At 49.5% G+C, this 17,862-nt stretch carries 11 protein-coding genes and 1 pseudogene; 6 read left to right on the top strand and 6 right to left on the bottom strand.

From position 1 onward, the window contains the following. Positions 1-94 precede the first annotated feature (94 nt). Positions 95-226 (top strand): annotated as a pseudogene (locus tag ACG2F4_RS10700) (alpha-N-arabinofuranosidase); the annotation flags it as partial. Positions 227-299: 73 nt separating this feature from the next. On the opposite strand, the gene ACG2F4_RS10695 reads toward ACG2F4_RS10700, so the two are convergent. The 3 genes from ACG2F4_RS10695 to ACG2F4_RS10685 form a co-directional block, all read right to left on the bottom strand. Then, on the bottom strand, positions 300-1,235 hold the full coding sequence (locus tag ACG2F4_RS10695; protein ID WP_395260576.1) for a matrixin family metalloprotease: 936 nt from the start codon (positions 1,233-1,235) through the stop codon (positions 300-302). 227 nt (positions 1,236-1,462) lie between these two features. Beyond that, positions 1,463-1,954, bottom strand: a complete 492-nt coding sequence (gene purE, locus ACG2F4_RS10690; protein WP_395260574.1) for a 5-(carboxyamino)imidazole ribonucleotide mutase — start codon at positions 1,952-1,954, stop codon at positions 1,463-1,465. 288 nt (positions 1,955-2,242) lie between these two features. Next, a complete protein-coding gene (locus ACG2F4_RS10685; protein ID WP_395260572.1) occupies positions 2,243-3,409 on the bottom strand; it encodes a 5-(carboxyamino)imidazole ribonucleotide synthase in 1,167 nt (388 codons plus the stop codon). Positions 3,410-3,747: 338 nt separating this feature from the next. Between ACG2F4_RS10685 and prfA the strand changes: the two genes are divergently transcribed. Further along, positions 3,748-4,821, top strand: coding sequence for a peptide chain release factor 1 (gene prfA / locus ACG2F4_RS10680; protein ID WP_395260580.1), 1,074 nt, complete (start codon positions 3,748-3,750; stop codon positions 4,819-4,821). A gap of 106 nt (positions 4,822-4,927) precedes the next feature. Here prfA and ACG2F4_RS10675 read toward each other — a convergent pair whose 3' ends face one another. The 3 genes from ACG2F4_RS10675 to ACG2F4_RS10665 all read right to left on the bottom strand — a co-directional run bounded on the left by ACG2F4_RS10675 (position 4,928) and on the right by ACG2F4_RS10665 (position 9,786). After that, positions 4,928-5,620: an NAD(P)-dependent oxidoreductase gene (locus ACG2F4_RS10675; RefSeq protein ID WP_395260571.1), complete on the bottom strand. Its 693-nt coding sequence runs from the start codon at positions 5,618-5,620 to the stop codon at positions 4,928-4,930. Between the two features lie 459 nt (positions 5,621-6,079). Further along, entirely contained in the window at positions 6,080-8,806 is a 2,727-nt protein-coding gene (locus ACG2F4_RS10670; RefSeq protein WP_395260570.1) for a tetratricopeptide repeat protein, read from the bottom strand. Positions 8,807-9,210: 404 nt separating this feature from the next. Further along, positions 9,211-9,786: a sigma-70 family RNA polymerase sigma factor gene (locus ACG2F4_RS10665; RefSeq protein WP_395260569.1), complete on the bottom strand. Its 576-nt coding sequence runs from the start codon at positions 9,784-9,786 to the stop codon at positions 9,211-9,213. A gap of 458 nt (positions 9,787-10,244) precedes the next feature. On the opposite strand from ACG2F4_RS10665, the gene ACG2F4_RS10660 reads away from it, so the two are divergent. The 4 genes from ACG2F4_RS10660 (at position 10,245) to ACG2F4_RS10645 (ending at position 16,371) form a co-directional block, all read left to right on the top strand. Then, complete coding sequence (locus ACG2F4_RS10660) at positions 10,245-12,269, top strand: PKD domain-containing protein (RefSeq protein ID WP_395260568.1); 2,025 nt, start codon at positions 10,245-10,247, stop codon at positions 12,267-12,269. Positions 12,270-12,305: 36 nt separating this feature from the next. Next, positions 12,306-13,529, top strand: a complete 1,224-nt coding sequence (locus tag ACG2F4_RS10655) for a DPP IV N-terminal domain-containing protein (RefSeq protein WP_395260567.1) — start codon at positions 12,306-12,308, stop codon at positions 13,527-13,529. Between the two features lie 218 nt (positions 13,530-13,747). Beyond that, on the top strand, positions 13,748-15,454 hold the full coding sequence (locus ACG2F4_RS10650; protein ID WP_395260565.1) for an IPT/TIG domain-containing protein: 1,707 nt from the start codon (positions 13,748-13,750) through the stop codon (positions 15,452-15,454). Between the two features lie 50 nt (positions 15,455-15,504). Next, the gene (locus ACG2F4_RS10645) at positions 15,505-16,371 is read left to right on the top strand and encodes a carbon-nitrogen hydrolase (RefSeq protein ID WP_395260564.1); all 867 of its coding nucleotides are present in this window, start codon (positions 15,505-15,507) and stop codon (positions 16,369-16,371) included. Positions 16,372-17,862 lie beyond the last annotated feature (1,491 nt).

Below are 17,862 nucleotides of genomic sequence, written 5' to 3'. Positions count from 1 at the left end.
ATTTTATTTCAAATCGATTAAAAATAAAATATCTATATGTCATTGTTGTACAAAGAGTTACGCGGAATTATCTTCTTTTTAACCGGACACTAGTGGGCAGTGGTATCTTTTTTATCATGATGCAGAGCTTTCCGGCGGGCAAACCCACCTGCGGAATATCAAGATGACTGAATTGACCCATAATCCGGATGGGACGATACAGACGATCGACCCCTACAGGGATTGATGGGAAAGCGTTATTTTTGGAAATATTTCTGTCGGACAGGTGTCTGTACCATGAGCCCGGCAAGGCCGGGAAATCAGGAACCGCAGACGGTTCGCAACGCTTCCCTGTCTTCGGCCGACAACTGTAGGCCGGAGACATCCTGCCGGTCCATCAGGTAATACATCACGGAGCGGGGGTTTTCAACATGTGGGAGTCCCAGTGCGTGGCCCACTTCGTGAGCGAGCACCAGCCGGAGATTGTCGATATCATCAAACTGGTAGATATTGATCTTTTTTTGCTGGCCAGTCTGCATATAGCTGCCTTGGTTGAACTCGTTCATGTGGCTGTATCGTTCATTGTAGTGGTAGACCAGCGTGTTCTGCCGGTCTGCAATACTATTAAGCTGCTCGGACAGGCGATTTACTTGTTCCCCGAGCGCAGTCAGCTCGCGGCGATCCCGATCCAGCTCCCGTTTGTGTACCTGGAGTTCCTGCTGCTGCTCCTTTATGCGGGGTTTTTCGCTTTCGGGAATCCCGCCCGATTGATTCCATTCCGATATTTTGGTATTGAAACTATCCAACTCCTGGTGGTAGAGGTCCACCTTTTGATTGAATGTATCCAACCGCTGCTGATAGGTTTCTGAGTGTTTTGCATACTCCTGTTTCAGGGCTTTAAAACGCTCACGAGTCCGGGCAATTCGGTTCGAAAGCTGTTTTTCATTTTCTGTGAACTGCTGCTCCGAACTGTAGATAAAATTGATGGTCACTTCTCCCTGTTCATGATAGTATACCAGATCACCTTCTCCGGGAATTGACCAGAGCGCCTCTACCTCCCGCATGATTTTCTCAAGGGTTGGCCGGGCAATATTGAAACGCGAATCGATATCCCCGAGACGGTACGTAACAGGAGCCCGGCAGGGAGTTGAGGAAGGCGTTTGTTGAGTAGCAGAACCTCCTGAGCTGAACAGGGTGATACCTCCTCCTGCAGCCAGGATAAAAAAACTGAGTGCTATAATGTGGGTTCGATTCACCAGCGATTGTTGAGGTAATCAATATGGAAATTGTATCAATCCGCTCACCAAAGTGCCAAAAATTCTGGAATTCCTGATGCCGGAGTCAAATAAGTATATATGGCAGAGATCAGAATCCGGCACCTTTTGCCGGCAAGAGTGAGAATTTGGATCCCGCAAAACCGTTCAGTAAACAGGGGATTTGTAAAATACAAATGCAGCCCCTCGATATGTCAACTACGATAATCTCAGTTGAGGTTTTCGGTTTTTTGGCGCGATTCTTCCGCCATCTGCTCGTGGTATTCTTTCAGCCGCGTGGCCAGGTTTTTATTGTGGGTACTCAATATTCGGGCCGCCAACAATCCGGCATTGGACGCTTTTCCGATCGCCACGGTTGCCACCGGCACCCCGTTGGGCATCTGAACGATGGAGTAGAGGCTGTCAAGTCCGCTGAGTGTGCTCGTTTTTACCGGAACCCCGATGACGGGTAGCGTGGTATAAGCGGCCGTCATTCCGGGCAGGTGGGCAGCTCCCCCCGCACCGGCAATAATAACCTTGAGGCCCCGGTCACGGGCGGTTTTACCGTACTCCGCCATCATATCGGGAGTGCGATGGGCAGAAACCACCTTTTTTTCATAATCAATTCCGAATGCATCCAGGATATCGCACGCTTCGCGCATGGTGGGCCAGTCGCTGTCGCTTCCCATGATAACACCGACTTCGGGATTGGCTTGGCTCATAATGTAATTGCTTGAATTTTGGTTTACGTGTTGAATAAAATATTGAGGGTTTTGCCCCCCATACCTCGTATTTAGAGAGTTCTACTCCCGTTTAAACAATCAATAAGGTTGGTGGTATAACCAACTCCCAACAAAATAACAGGTTCTGCAAAGGATCCCTATAGAAAATATGCCGGGGCCGCCGGGCGAAACGTAACGCTAGAGCGTTACTCTGAAAATGAATATTAGCGCCGTCAACATGCCAACATATTTTCCACCTCTGACCCTACGCCTTCGCTTTCAATGTTGTTAGATCCGGATCGGAGCCGTCAGCTTCCCGGCTTTTTCATAGGTCGCATCAAGATTATCTCCCAGCAGAGTGTAGTGTCCCATCTTGCGACCGGGGCGGCTGTCCAGTTTTCCGTACACATGGAGATGTCCATCGCTTGCCTCCAGGGCGTTCAGCACAAAGTCGACCTGCGCGTCACGCCTGTCGGTTCCCAGCAGATTGATCATCGCCACGGCGGGGGCCCGCAGGCTGGTACTGCCCAGCGGTAAGCCAAGCACGGCCCGCATGTGGTTTTCAAACTGGGATGTAACCGCCCCTTCAATCGTATAATGGCCAGAGTTGTGGGGGCGCGGGGCCGATTCATTAAGCAGCAGGCTCCCATCTTTTTTCAGGAAAAATTCATAGGCAAAAATGCCTTTCCCGTCGATCGCCTCCGTTGCCTGTACCGCCAGCTGCTGCGCCTTGTTCTGTATCTCGGGGTCAACCGGTGCAGGAGAGAGCACGGCCACGCAGATATGGTCTTGCTGTACGGTTTGACAACAGGGGTACACCTGTGTGCCGGTTTCATTGCGGGCCACCTGCACTGCCAGCTCATGCGTAAAATCGACAAACGCCTCGGCAATGATATCGTGTCCATCTGTTCCGCCAAGATTCTTAAAAGATTGTCGGGCTTCCTCTGCATTATCAACCGTTTCATTGCCGTACCCGTCATATCCCCCTTTTGAGGATTTGAGCAGGTATGGCCAGCCATGCCGTTCTCCAAACGCCTGCAGGTCCTCTTCCGATTCAATCAGAGCGTATGGGGTCACGGGGATGCCCGCATTTTCAAATGTCTGCTTCTCAACAAGTTTATTTTCAATAAGAGAAAAAGAGGAGGGAGAGGGCCAGATCGGTACGCCGCTTTGATCCTGTACCGCCTGCAGAATGTCGGAACTGATAAATTCGTTTTCAAGCGTAAGCACATTCGTTTTCGCGGCAAATACAGCCATATCGTCAACGCTGTCGAATGAGCCAGTCGAGGAGTAGGGAGTCATGAACTGTACCGGTTCGTTTTCCGGTCGATCAGAAAATACCCCGACCTGTATTCCATATCGAAAAGCTTGCAGGGCCGACATGCGCGCGAGCTGCCCGGCGCCCAGAAATCCGATTCTGAAGTTGGCGGAGAGAGGATTGTTGGATTCAGACACAGTAGTGGTTGTTCTTGGGATTTACATTTTTCGGGAATGAGTATAAGAATATTAAGGTATAGAGTACAGAAGTTTAGAACAGAAGGAAATCGGGCGGCCGCAATTTACAGGATTAGAAAAAGTACGGCCGACTATCCCCGGTTGCCATAATATTTTGTGGGATCTTTAGAAGAATGCCATTAATATCTTATTTTATCGATTGATCTGGAACAGGCTGGTTCCGGAAATAATCGGCGCATATGCCGGAAATATTCAAGATGCCCGGATTTTGGCAGAAGAATGATTCAATTTTTCTGAATCCCAATATGTTGTTTTTGATTTAATACGTATTTATGGATATAGAAGCAAAGCTACAGCAGGTTAAAGAACGGTTTGAAGAAGTACAGACCGCAATGAGTGATCCTTCCGTGTATGACGACCCGGACCGTTACACGGAACTGACCAAAGAGCACAGCGACCTGAAGGAGCTGGTAGAATACTACGACGAGTGGGTTGATATTAATAACCAGATCGAAGGGAATACCGAGCTTATTGAAGAGGGAGACGATCCCGAAATAACAGAGATGGCCAAGGCGGAAATTGAAGAGTTGAAGCCGCGCCTCGAAAAGCTGGAGGAGGAGATCAAGTTCAAGCTTATTCCCAAAGATCCCGACGATTCCAAGAACGTGATTGTGGAGATCCGCTCGGGAACCGGGGGAGACGAGGCCGCCATTTTTGCCGGCGATCTGTTCGACATGTACCGCCGGTATGCCGACAAGATGGGCTGGAAGCTGAATATCATGAACCTGAGTGAATCAACGCAGGGCGGATTCAAGGAGATTATTTTCGGGCTGGAAGGCGATGAGGTCTATAGCAAAATGAAATATGAGAGCGGTGTCCACCGCGTGCAGCGGGTGCCACAAACCGAAACACAGGGCCGGGTGCATACGTCGGCGGCTACCGTGGCCGTGCTGCCTGAGGCCGAAGAGGTGGATGTGGAGGTCAATACGGCTGACTTGCGCATCGATACGTTCAGGGCCAGCGGGGCAGGGGGACAGCACGTCAATAAAACAGACTCCGCAATACGGATTACCCATGAACCCAGCGGCGTGGTGGTGGAGTGCCAGGAGGAACGCTCCCAGCACCAGAACAAGGAGAAGGCGATGAAGATGCTGCGAACCAAACTCTACGAATCCAAGGTGGAGGAACAGCGCCAGGAACGGGCCGCGGAACGCAAAAGCCAGGTGTCGACCGGTGACCGCAGCGCCAAGATCCGAACCTATAACTTCCCGCAAAGCAGGCTGACCGACCACCGCATCAACCTGACGCTCTACAACCTGGAGGATATCATGAAGGGCGACATCGACGAGGTCATCGAAGCACTCCGCGTGGAAGACAATCTGGAGAAGCTGAACGCCATTATGGGAGAGTAGCCGGCCTGCCTGTTGGTGAGTAGGAGATCCTCAAAAAGCTACGAAAGCCTTTTCCCTTATTTATTGGGGTTGCCTTATAACCTTTCCCTTTTATAATCTATGTATTTTAGTCCGATCTGTGAGCCCGTGCGGATGGAGTTTGACAACCTACAATAGCGGGTGCTTTGTGGATAAGTTCATCATTTTCAAGAGCCTCCACCATAAAAAGCGCAAAATCGGTTCGGCGGGTCAGGTTGCTTTCCAGGACAGGATCACCCACATGCTCACTCCAAACCGGAAGTCCCTGGCTTTCTCCCTCCTCCAGGTCACTGCCCCGTACAACGGTCCATTTCTTGTCACTGGAAAATACCAAATCACAGGCTCTCACCTGGTCTTGAATGTCAACGAGTCGCAGCATTTTGGCGATCCACCCGGCAACATTTAAAAACGCCTTCAGCTTCCAGGAGTATTTATCCTTTCCGTCTTTGGTGATGTGCCAGCCGCAGGAAAAAATCAGGCGCGCACCGGGCTCGGCAAAATCGAGTACCGCCCGTGCCGTTCCAGAGGAATAGTTGTTCACTCCCCAGGGGGCCAAGACGGTGAGCACCCCGTCGCATCCGTTTACCGCTTTTTTGATTACTTCCCGGTCATTCGTCATTCCCGGTACCACTGTTATTTGGTCTTTAACCGGGTCCAGCTTGCTGACGCTTTGTTCCCTGCAAACGCCGACAATTTCATAATTTCGGTCCAGTGCATGCTGAACCATGTATTGTCCAAGTTTCCCGGAGGCACCGATTATACAAATCTTTTTCAATCTCATTTTTTTATACTGAGGGTTTTGCAACTCCCTCAATTTCTCGTTCTAAGGGAGTTGTACACCCGTTTAAAAAGTCAATAATACAACCACCTCCCAACAAAACAGGAGGTTCTGCACAGGGTCCCATACCAATATTTCCCTGTTAATCTATACAAAAAAGGTGTATGGTTCTTTACAAAAAAGAAACGGTAATATTCTTGGGTGTTGAATTTTATTCAGGAAATATATCCCATCTACCGTGATGCGGTATTTGGTTACATTATTCATATAGCTAAGAACAGACGATATCCCCTGTAAAGGTTGCACTCAGTGACAATATGCATAGCCATAGCCGATAGGCGGAGTGTTATGTGAAAACCACCAAACAGGGGTTACCGGGAATACAAGTATGAGCATTTTAAATACTGCTCTTTATGTCCCGCAATTGATGGCTTCGAATGCGCGATCCTGCTTATCCGCTATTCAAGATTCCAGGTTCTGATACTGCTGCTGCATGAGCACGCGGATCTCCTTTGCTATCGTCACCGTGTCGCTTTTTGCGGAACTGATGGTCTGATACGCCTTTTCGAGTGTTTTTCGGGCTTCTTCCTTGTTCTCCAACTCTAGCATGCACCTGCCCAGGTAGTACTGCGCTTTCCCGTATACGAACGATTGAGCTTCATTGGCAGCTTCCAGTACCTGTTTCGATTCGTTTAGCAGGCGGACGGCCGCCCGGTATTCCTCCTGTTCAAATTTAAAAATGGCATGTCCACTCAGTACTCTGCCCAGCGATGCGTTTTCCGAACCGTAGGTATTCCTGAAGATTTCGGCGGTGGCATTGTAGCTGGAATCGGCCAGTTCCGGCTTATTCCAGTGACTGTACAACTTGGCTTTGATATTCAGAATGTAGGCGTTGTAGACGTGGTCAGCTCCATAGTTCTCTGAAATTATATTGTGTGCGGTGTTGAGGATCTCACCGGCCTGCGTATATTCTTCTGAATCGATCAGGTAGCTGCCGTAGTTTCGCATGGCCATCGCAGGCCTATAGTGACCGTCTCCGAATTTTTCCTTGAGTATACGGACCGATTCCCTGTGATAGGTGGCCGCCTCTTCCGATTTACCGATATCATTTGCAACGGTGGCCAGACCGCTCAACGTTGAGCCCACCAGCGAGTGGTCTGGTCCCAGGGTTTTTTTGCGAATTTGATAGGCTTTTTGAAACAGCTGGTAGGCTTTTCGGGACAGGTCTCTCCGCATATACACAATGGCAATATTGTGGTAGGAGAGCGCCAGTTCGGGATTATCGGGTTCATATATTTTTTCCTTTAGCTCCAGGGATCGCTCATAATAATCCAGGGCTTTCGAGTAATCCCCCAGCCGGGAATGAACAATCGCGAGGTTATTCAGCTGGTAAGACTTGTTGTGCATCGATTCGATGGTATCTTCGGGAAAATCTCCCGTGGCGGTTAGTATCTCCAGCGCTTCTTGATACCTTCCCTCTTCGATATAGGCATCACCCAGGTTGAGCATGTTTACCCTGTAGGCTTCGGATCCGGTAACCTCCCACGAACGGTACAGGGAATCCGCTTTTCGGAAAAAGTATATTGCCGAATCGACATTGGCCGCCGCCCGGTGCCAGTTTCCGTAGACGGTAACGATGTCGGCAATGGATGCGTCTTGCAGATCCAGGGAGTCCATGGCCAGTGTATAGGCCTGGTTGATCGTTTTTTGAGCTTCCCCCGTCTGGCCGATGTTAAGCTGTATCTGGCCGATGGCACCGAGCAGCAGCGCCCGGTTACTGGTGGTAATTGATTTGTTGTTGAGTTCATCCAGTCCCCGCGAAATAATTTCGCTGACGGGAAAGTCCTGACCGACACTGACACGCGGATTATTGGCTTCAAACAGGGAAAGCAGGAAATCGGTCATTTTGGTGGCTCGTTCACTCTCCAGCCGGGCCCGGTTTCGCTGTTCGGCAATTTGATAGGTGTAAGCGATTGAAATTCCGGTAATGAGCGCCAGGATTAACGCCGCCGCCGAAAGCGTGGCCTTGTGACGTTTAATGAACTTTGAAACGTTATATCGGAAGGTATCGGCGTGGGCGGCAACCGGCAGGCCCCGCTGGTAACGCCTGAGATCTTCCAGCAGTTCACCGGCTGAGTTGTAACGCCGTTCCGCCTCTTTGCGTAGTGTTTTCAGGATAATGGCATCCAGGTCCTCCTTGAGCATTCGTTCCCACTCTGGGTTTTTTATGGAAGGCGGTTCCGGGGACTGCTGCTTAATAATCTCCTCAATCTCACCGATGCTTTTCTTCTTTAGGTCGAACGGAGCGGAGCCGGTTACGAGCTTATAAAAAAGCGTGCCAAGCGCGTAAATGTCACTGGCCGTGGTTACGGGCGCATCGGAGAGTTGCTCGGGAGCGGCATATCCCAGGGTCAGAACCTGGGCCCCGGCGCGGGTCTGAAAAATTGTTTGATCGGATTTGTCTTGATCGAGCAGCCTGGCGATACCGAAATCCAGGATTTTAACCGATCCCTCGCTGTCAACCAGGATGTTTGCCGGTTTGAGGTCGCGATGGATAACAAGGTTGGCATGCGCATGCTGTACGGCGCTGCAAACCGACTCGAAGAGCTCCAGCCGTTCATTGAGGCTAAGTTCATGCTGACGGCAATAAGCGTCAATCGGAACGCCATCTACATATTCCATAATAAAATAGGGAAGTCCCTCGTCGGTGATACCGCCGTCGTACATCCGGGCTATGTTGGAATGCGTGAGGTTGGCCAGGATGGCCCGTTCGCGCTGGAATCGCGCCCTGTTGTCGGGGGTATCCATACCGCGCCTGATCAATTTTAGAGCTACCTGATGCTCAAATTGATGGTCGGCGCGTTCAGCCAGGAAAACCGATCCCATCCCCCCGTGGCTGATCAGCTCGGTTATACAATAGGAGCCGACCTGTTGACCGATCATGGTGGAGCTGCGCTCTTGGTCCGGAAACTCTTCTGGCAAACCGGGCAGCAGGGCCTCTTTAAACAGGTCCGGATCCTCCAGGAATCCCTCCGACTCCTCGATCGATTCCAGCAGCTCTGTGACCGACCTGAACAGTTCCGGGTTGCCGGTACAAACTTCCCTGATAAATTCGGTTCGTTCTTCATCGGACAGGGTTAACGCCGTATCCACGATATGTTCAATCTCTTGCCAACGGTTGTTATCCATAAAAAGCTGTAGGTATTTCGCTGTAGATTCTGTAGTGGTGACCCAATATTGTAAATTAATGGTGGTTTTTGAGAAAAGATAAAACGCAGCCATCAGGCCCGGAGTACTTCAGTTACCGGAGTAACGGGAAGCAGTGTTTTCAGCATTCTCGGTTTGTGTTTGATCTGCAAAATGGAATAGATGATCTGTTATTTCACTTAAAATAGGAATGATTGGGTAAAAGGGAAGTCTAAATTGAGCGTGGCAGGAGATGTTTTTTCATACTAACAGGAGAGGTTTTTATAACTGTTGTTTTCAATGTTATACTTTGCAACTGCAGAACAACTATCGCATTTTTAAAAATGCGGTAGCTATTCGTCCCGGGGTACCACCCGATTCAAAATACTGTTCACCCGGTATTGAACCTAAATTTCAAACCGCTCTTTAAGTTCTTTATGGAGCCATCCCCGGGCTTTAGCCCAGTCTCTTTTCACGGTGCTCTCCGAAATATCCAGCGCTTCAGCAGTATCTTCTATAGTCATCTGGCCGAAGAAGCGCATCTCCACCACTTCGGTCAACCGCGGGTTTAGCTTCGAAAGTCGGTCAAGAGCGCTGTCAATACCGATCAATTCGTTAGCTTTTTTCTGCTGGACGCTAAACAGGTGGTCGATATAGGTCAGATCTTTTTGTTCTCCACCCCGCTTCCGGGCATTTTTTTTGCGTGCATAATCAATTAGTATTTGTCGCATGCATTTAGAGGCAATCGCCAGGAAATGTCCCCGGTCATTAAAATTGATCTTGGTCTGGTCTATCATTTTCAGGTAAGCTTCATGAACCAGCTCGGTTTTTGAAAGGGTGTGATCCGACTGTCGGCTCATGTGAGAATAGGCTAATCTCCTCAATTCATCGTAGATGTAAGGATACAGCCGGTCGTATATCTCTTTTCCCCCCTCTTCCTTCAGTTTTAACAGTAATCTCGTAACCTCAGACTTTTTGCCCATCGTTAATAATTGAAGATGATATTTTTATAAAATGAACTGATATCGGTTGGCTTAACGTATCTCTATAAAGGGGTAAAGCCAAATGGAAAAATAGAAGTAAACCTCATTTTGTCAAGAGCCTTCCCCGACATTGAGCATTAATTTATGATCTTGTGAAAACAGCCGGCTAGTGCATTCAGGACCGTTATGTTCAAGTGCTGGCCTTTCTACTTATTAGATGACAAATCCGTTTTTTGGATAAGGATATTCCACCTCTTCTCATCCGCATTCCGGGTCCGAAGGCGGATGAGTAAAAACAAATAATTTAAGTTGACCTGTTTTAGCCGTCCTTGTCGTATTACTAGTGTGATTGTACAAAGAGAGCTGTGAGATTTTATTAAAAATCTCATGGAAAATTTTTCCTGCAAACTGAACAATCATCTGCGACCTGTTAAATCAACCAAAAATTATTTAAGACTATGAAACTGACCAGAACGCTAAATTCGCTTTCTTATATCTCCATGCTGATGGCAATGCTGCTTTTTGCCGCCTGCAGCAGCAGTCCCACCAGTACCGGCAATCCGGGAGGATCCAATAACAATGATAATGAAGCGCCCCAGGCTGCTGCCACTGCCGATGTGGACACGATATCCACAGGGGAGAAGGTTACCCTGGACGCTTCCGGATCCACTGATCCCGACGGCGATGCGCTGACCTACAGCTGGCAGCTTGACGGACCCAACGGGAGCAGTTCACAGCTATCCGACCCGCAGGCCGAAAGCCCGACTTTTACCCCGGATGTTACCGGCGATTATATAGCAAGGTTAACGGTAGACGACGGCAACGGCGAAACCGACCAGGATGAGGTTACGGTAACAGCCGAATCAGATGTAACTGAAATAAACAGTGACATAACCGAGGATCAAACCTGGACGGACGATACGTTGTACCGGGTGACCGAATATATAGATGTACGCTCCGGTGCAACGCTCACCATTGAACCGGGTGTAACGGTAGAATTTGCAACGGATGCCGGTATCAATGTGCGTTCCGACAACTCCGTGCTTGTGTCTGCGGGTACGGCAGAAAACCCGATTGTACTTACCGGCATGCAGGAAGTCAACGGCTACTGGCGGGGTATCCGCATTAATTCCAATACGGTGGAAAACGAAATTAGTCATACGAGCATCCTGTACGCCGGCAGCGTCTCGGCCGGAACCTATTTTGAAGCGGCTGCACTAACGGTAGACCAGGCCAAAGTGCAACTGGAGCATGTGACTGTTGCCAACAGCGGGGGATACGGCATTCAGACGCGCCGATCAGGATCCGAATTTCCGATGCAGAACATGACTTTTTCAGGAAATGAGCTGGATCACGCCTATGTCCACATCAGCCAGCTCGGGAATTTTGACGCCGCCAGCAGTTTTGACGGGGGATATGTAACGGCATTTGGCGGCGGAACAACCGGGGATATGACGATTCCCGCACTGAACGGCGCGAAATTCCAAATAACAAATAATGTCGATTTTGAGCACCACATTTCCATTGCGGAAGGGGCTGAATTTGAGTTTGCCGCCGATGCCGGGTTCGTGGTCCGCTCAGATGCGGTTATCGAGGCGGTGGGCACCTCCGACAATAAAATTGTATTCACTGGTACTAGCAGCGTACCGGGAGCCTGGCGCGGTATCTTCATCGGCTCTTCGTCGGTAGACAATATCATGGAGCATGTCGATATCCGTTATGGAGGCAGCACCAACATGGCTACGTACTTTGACAAAACCAACATGGTGATAGATCGGGCCAAAATCACCATGCGGAATGTTTCCCTTACCGGAAGTGCCGGCTACGGTATCCAGACGCGAAGAGACGGCTCAGATTTTGCGCTGGAAAACTGCTTTTTTGACAATAATGCCAACTCGGACATGCTGATTCATCCCACCCAAATCTCCTCTGTCGACAGTCAGACCAATTTTAACGGCGGCGATGTCGAAGTGTACCGGGGCGATACGGAATCAACCGGGTCCGAAACCTGGAGTAATTTAAACAACGGGGTCTACCACGTCACTGGTTCTCTTACGATCGAGAATACCGTTTCTGTCGAACCCGGTGCGATGTTTGAGATGGGCACGGATGTAAAACTGATCGTTTCCGGCGGTTCCAGTCCCGGCGTAATCAAAGCCCTGGGCAGCAGCGACGACCTGATTACATTTACCGGCAGATCAAAAGCGAAAGGCGCATGGGCGGGGATCCTCATATCATCCGGATCAGTTGAAAATGAGATGGACTATGTAAAGATCGAATACGGCGGAGGAGCCGACCTGGCCACCTATATGGATGCGGGCAACCTGGGCATATACAATGATGGCTACCTGAACCTCTCCAATGCCGAGATCGAAAACAGTGCCAATTACGGCATTATCGTACGAGAAGGCCGTGATGCCCAGCTAAATGCGGCGGGAGTGAGTTATTCCGGCAACGACAACGATGACTTGTTTACATATTAATCCTGACATACCTGATAACAAAAAAATGGATTTGGCATGATGAAGAACGTTTTGACATTTATCCTGTTGATAGCAGTAATTGCAGCCTGTGGGGAAAGCACCACGGGACCGGGATCTGATACCGATAATAGTGAGCCCGACCAGGAGGAACCAACCGAAACGACCGGGTCGCTGGAGGTCAGCGTCTCTACATCGGGCAGTAGTACTGACGAGGACGGATACACGATAACGCTTGGTAGCGGGGAATCGGAGTCTGTTGAGCCCGATGGCAGCGTAACTTTTACAGACCTCGAAGAGGAGACCTACAGCGTGGAACTAAGTGGATTGGAGTCATACTGTACCGTCGACGGCGATAACCCCGTTTCAGCAGAGGTTACGGCCGGAGAGACAGCCAGCGTATCCTTTGACGTGACCTGCGAGCAGTCTCAGTCCGAGGCGGATGGAACAATCGTGTTTATGAAGCAGGTAGATCAGTCCACTATCGAATTGTTTCGGATGAATGCCGACGGATCGGACCAGCAGCGGCTGGGAGATGGAATCGAAGCCAGTTTTCCTGCCGTATCCCCCGATGGATCAAAGGTCGCGTATACCCATGAATCGGATATCTGGATTGCGGATATTGATGGGTCCAACCAAACAAGGTTGACCACCAATGCGGCAGGTAACTTCCATGCCGCCTGGTCGCCCGACGGATCTGAAATTGCATACGGCTCCACGCGGAATGACAATCACGATATTTATATCATGGATCTCAATGGGGAAAGTGAGCAACGATTAACTGTTCATGAAGCCAGTGATGAACGGCCGTCGTGGTCTCCGGATGGAAATAGCATTATTTTCAGCAGCGATCGGGATGGTGACGACTACACAGAAATCCACAGTATCGATGTTGAAAGCGGAGAGGCAACCCTGTTGATGGAGCCGACACAGGACAACGGCATTAACTTGTACGATCCGGCATGGTCCCCGGACGGATCAAAAATTGCCTACCAGGGGTTCACCCGACTGGGGAATTCCCGGATATTTGTCGCCGATGCAGATGGAGGAAATGCAGGTTACATAACCTCCGATAATGTGGCGGCCCGACAACCATCCTGGTCGCCTGACGGGAATTATATCTCATTTATGTCACTCAGAGACGGGGAATCGCCCGATCAGATCTGGACCGTAGGGGCAAGTGGTGAGAACCAGTTCCTGCTGGTTGAAGGAGAAGGGAACTGGATGGTTAATTTCCCGAGTTGGGGACCAACGGTGGAATAATCTTTAAAATATAATCCCGGATTATTTACCGATATTTTATCCCATTTACACTCTTGCATACCATGTGAGCAGAGATGGCACCGTTTTAACCGGTGCCATCTCTTTTTGTATAAACAAAAAATATTAGAATCAGCAATTTGATTTGATCTTTTCAAAAAAATGCACTGTTTTTGAAATTCATTTAGAACAGTTATCCGTTAAATAAGAACTGCCAGTTTATGAAGAATTACATTCTCCCATTTATCCTGTTAAGCCTGAGCATCATGCTGGTCGCTTGTACCGAAACGCCCGAAGGCCCGGGCGATAGCGTTGAAGATGAGGGAGGACCGGAGATTACCGGTATACAACCGGATGAAGGGCCTGTTGGCATTATCGTGACGATTTCCGGAAATGGTTTTAGTTCTTCTGAGCAGGAAAATATGGTCACGTTTAACGGCACTGAAGCCGAGGTGCAGGAGGCAACCGAATCGGAGCTCAAGGCAGCGGTTCCTGAAGGGGCCGAGACAGGCCCGGTAGAAGTTTCGGTGCGGGGGCAACAGGTCACGGGACCGACATTTACGGTTAATGAAGAGGCGATGAGCATTGAAAGTGTGGAACCCGACAGCGGGAACCCGGGAACAGAAGTGGTAATAAAGGGAAAAAATTTTGGGACGAATCTCCAGGACATCGAAGTCTATTTTGCGGGCACCGAGGCACCGGTATCGGAAGCCACGGACACAGAAATTGTTACCCAGGTGCCGGAGGGAGCTGATACGGGTCCCGTACAAATAACGGCCGGCGGAGAAACGGCAGCAGGTCCCACGTTTACAGTGACGCAAGCGGAACCCTCCGCTTTTGCCATCAGCGGCACTGTTGTTGACGGATCAACAGGACAGGGAATTGAAGGCGTCGAAATCTCTTTTTCCAGCGATATCGGGCCGGTCTATACAGATGGGCAGGGCAAATGGTCAGCCAGTGAGGTTCAGGCGCCGATAGCTGTTACGGCGAGTGCGGAAGAGTGGGATTTCCCGATCCACACCAAACTGGTTCTCGGTCCGGAACAGGAACTGGATTTTACTGCCCAACAAAGCTATTCTCCGCCCACCGGTACCCGCATCGCCTACCAGTACCGGGAGGGGTGTTCCCAGGGAACGTACTGCGACAAGCCGTTTTCGTTGTGGCTGATGGATTCAAACGGGCTCAACAAGGAGCAGTTGACCGATGAGTCGGCCTCCGACCACGGGCCGACCTGGTCACCCGATGCGTCAAAAATTGCTTTTTATTCAAACCGAGGCAGCGATTCCGACACATACCAAATCTGGATCATCGACCTGGACAGTGGAGAGTTGACGAATACCGGCATTGAGGGAACCCAGCCCGCGTGGTCACCGGACGGCAGCAGCATCGCCTATGTGCATCAGGGCAATATTCGCGTTATGGACCTGGAGGGCGGAGACAGGGAGATATTTGCCGCTGGCGGGGGATATGCCTATGCTTCATCACCTGCGTGGTCGCCGGATGGCACAAAAATTGCGTTTGATCTGACGGAAGAGGAAACCTATGAGACCCACATCTGGGTGATGGAGTCTGACGGCGGGAATGTGACACAACTTACGGATCAAGATGCCCCGAACCGGAGTCCCGCCTGGGAGCCGTCGGGTGGTGGCATCCTTTTTACCAGCAGGCGGTCTGCCGTGGATCGGCTGCGGATTATGGCGGTGGACGGGTCCAATGACCGCAGGAGAAACTGGCCGGATCACGCCCAGACCCAGCCCGCATGGTCGCCGAGTGGCGGGGAAATTGTGTACACATCGCGGCGCATGATCCCGATCAGCGATTACATCCGGTGGATTCCAGCGGATAATGACGCATGGATGAATGTAGCCCCCGATTCAGATGCGGAAGCTGAATTTTGGGCCAACTCCCCCGCCTGGGCTCCGCAATAGGATTCTCATCCGGGAAGTGGTAAATTCGGAAGAAACAACGGGACTGCGATATGGCTGCTCAGCACACTACTCTGGGATTGATTCAACGGAGCTCAACGAATAATCCGGATGAAAACTTCAGTAAAACAATCGCTAATATTAGGGAGGCCGCCTCCGCGGGTGCACAAATCATATTGCTCCAGGAGCTGTTCAATACCACGTATTTTCCGCAGGTGCCGGATGATACCTATTTTGATTGGGCAGAGTCGATTCCAGGTCCCGTAACTGACAAGTTGACTGAGCTGGCTAAAGAACTGGGGGTGGTAATTACAGCCCCTTTTTTTGAGCGCAGGGCAGCGGGATTGTATCACAATTCACTGGTTGTAATCGATGCCGACGGCTCGCTGATGGGAACCTACCGGAAAAAACACATTCCCGATGATCCGGGGTTTTACGAAAAGTATTATTTTACCCCGGGTGAGGATGCCTACCAGGTGTTTGAAACGCGTTACGCCAAGATCGGTCCGCTTATCTGCTGGGACCAGTGGTACCCGGAAGCGGCGCGCATCACCGCTCTGAAGGGAGCAGAGATCCTGGTGTACCCGACCGCCATCGGCACGCTGCCGGATGAGGATGAACAAATGGCAAATGAATTTGTAGATGCCTGGCAGACGATTCAGCGCAGTCATGCCATCGCCAACGGCTGTTTTGTAGCCAGCATCAACCGGGTGGGACAGGAAGGAGATCTTACGTTTTGGGGGCGGTCGTTTGTAGCAGGCCCATTTGGACAAATGCTCAGCCAGGCGGGTGGGGAAGAGGAGATACTGCTGGCAACGATCGATCTGGCCAAAATTGAAAAACAACGTCAAATCTGGCCGTTCTTCCGCGATCGGCGTATCGATACCTACAAACCAATTCTAAAGCGATATATTGATTAAATTTTAATTCCCTGGTGCCACTCCTCTCTGACTGAAAGATATCTGAGCATTTGACACAGTTGCCCTTTTCTTATTTTGTAATGGTTTAGCAAAAACGGTTGTTCGGACCAGTATCGATTTTTTTGATAATTCGATATCTCCAGTCAGGTGGCATAAACTGTGGTTTCTAACCGGGTCAGGCTTTGGTGGCGGATAAGACCTTCCCAAACTACCAGGTATGCAAATAACTTATTACAAGGCAGATCAATTTAGCAGAGTACAAAATCTTTTTATTATATAAGACATCCTCACACCCATATTAACACGTTGGCTATCAATAAGGTATAGCCATTAGTATTGTAAATTAATGTAAGGAATGTGGCTAATTGTACCCAACAATCTTGCATTTTTGCGGTCCCATCGTGCCAGTTTGGACCTTGGTTGTACAAAATATTTTATCATTGTCTGGTAAGGAGTGTTCATTTTTTGTCTGACTAAAAACAAACCTACAACAGTCACCAAAAGATCCCCGGATATTGTTCTATTGGCACCTCCAACCAACACATTGCTTATCCACACCACGTGGTTTTGCCGGGATTTTCTGGACTTTACGGGTGCTCGCTGAAAATGAGCTTACCCCTCCGGCGTATGGATTTGTGAGCCGTCTCGGGCAAACGCAGCGCAGCCGTTAAGAAAGAAACCCTGCAGTGGATACCAAGAAAGTCCATAAGCGAGGAAAATTTCCTTTTTGGGAATAGATCTGCTAACGCAAGAATCTGGGTTTCTTTTAGCCGCAGCGAAGTGTATCCAGGCGAATAAATCCATAGGCGGTGATTTCTTGGGATTCGTTTTTGTTCACACAAAAAGGAACTACTCTACCATCGGAAAGCAACGATTTTGGCTTTTTGAGCAAGCCCTATATAACCAGTTGGGATTGAACGCCCTTAAATATTTACATAACTTATTGTTAGCAGTAAGTTTTGCCTCGAGAGTGCGATGTCATCTGTAGAAGGCCCACCTCATAAGAGTGTAAAAATTAAAAGTAGCACGGAGGTTGAATATGGAACTGCAATACACCGATTCCTCGACATGGACTGTTACGCTTCAATTACATGAATTTGAAACTCTTTTGGTTGCAGCAAAAAAGTTGTTGCAAGGTTCCGATAAAAGAATTCCAAAACCAGCCAGAAAGCGACTAAAAAATATTGTAAATAGCTACGATGAAGAGTGTAAGAGAGTTTATGACGCCAGCAAATTATTCTCTCGGGCTGATCAATAAAACACCATACGATGCTGTACGAATAAAGTCTTATATCCCTGGCATTATAAACAACAAACGGTGTGCTGGTACACGTATGGTAGGCAGGGAATAAGATTCCACAACGTTTCAATCAGTCATTTACAGAGAACAAGGGACATTATGAGGGAATCTGTATTGGATTCAGATCAAATACTCCCTATCGGTGATCATGGCGATACCTTAGTCGTTATTGGGATGTACCAGGTTAGACT

It is taken from the genome of Halalkalibaculum sp. DA3122 (assembly GCF_043951865.1).
Lineage (GTDB): Bacteria > Bacteroidota > Rhodothermia > Balneolales > Balneolaceae > JAMQKA01.
Note: the sequence above shows the minus strand (reverse complement) of the source record. Positions and strands in the feature narration are given on the sequence as shown.

Coding starts and splice junctions, on each gene's coding strand:
- ACG2F4_RS10650 (WP_395260565.1), top strand. CDS start 13,748: ATGAAGAATTACATTCTCCCATTTATCCTGTTAAGCCTGAGCATCATG.
- ACG2F4_RS10665 (WP_395260569.1), bottom strand. CDS start 9,786: ATGGGCAAAAAGTCTGAGGTTACGAGATTACTGTTAAAACTGAAGGAA.
- ACG2F4_RS10670 (WP_395260570.1), bottom strand. CDS start 8,806: ATGGATAACAACCGTTGGCAAGAGATTGAACATATCGTGGATACGGCG.
- ACG2F4_RS10660 (WP_395260568.1), top strand. CDS start 10,245: ATGAAACTGACCAGAACGCTAAATTCGCTTTCTTATATCTCCATGCTG.
- ACG2F4_RS10675 (WP_395260571.1), bottom strand. CDS start 5,620: ATGAGATTGAAAAAGATTTGTATAATCGGTGCCTCCGGGAAACTTGGA.
- purE (WP_395260574.1), bottom strand. CDS start 1,954: ATGAGCCAAGCCAATCCCGAAGTCGGTGTTATCATGGGAAGCGACAGC.
- ACG2F4_RS10645 (WP_395260564.1), top strand. CDS start 15,505: ATGGCTGCTCAGCACACTACTCTGGGATTGATTCAACGGAGCTCAACG.
- ACG2F4_RS10655 (WP_395260567.1), top strand. CDS start 12,306: ATGATGAAGAACGTTTTGACATTTATCCTGTTGATAGCAGTAATTGCA.